The organism is Faecalibacterium sp. DFI.5.82, from assembly GCF_029076575.1.
GTDB classification, from domain to species: Bacteria; Bacillota; Clostridia; order Oscillospirales; family Ruminococcaceae; genus Faecalibacterium; species Faecalibacterium duncaniae.
The window spans coordinates 1-289 of sequence record NZ_JARFIS010001102.1; the positions used below are offsets into that span (position 1 = coordinate 1).

Annotated in this window: 1 protein-coding gene; it reads right to left on the reverse strand. The window is 60.6% G+C overall.

Annotated features, from left to right (window positions below):
• Positions 1-289: cysteine-rich VLP protein (locus tag P0G09_RS20330; RefSeq protein ID WP_275253586.1), on the reverse strand; the 289-nt coding region annotated here is incomplete at both ends.

A 289-nucleotide genomic window follows, 5' to 3' on the forward strand; every position in this document is an offset into this window, starting at 1 on the left:
GTTTCCGCTTTCTCTCGGCGGCTTTGTTTTTCTTCATGCGCCCGGCGCAGTCGGGGCAGTATTTTCCCCGGTTGGATTTTGGGACAAAGGCCGCCCCGCAGACGGCACACCGTTTCCGGCTTCCCCGGCACAAGAGGGCTGCGGCCAGCTCCCCGTCAAGGGGCAGGACAGCCACTCGGAACCAGTGGCACATGAGGGAAAAGGAAATGCTCTGGACGCACACGCAAGGCTCCCCGTCGTCCAATAGCAGGCAGTTCCCCTCATCGTAGTTACAGCACTCATGTACCAG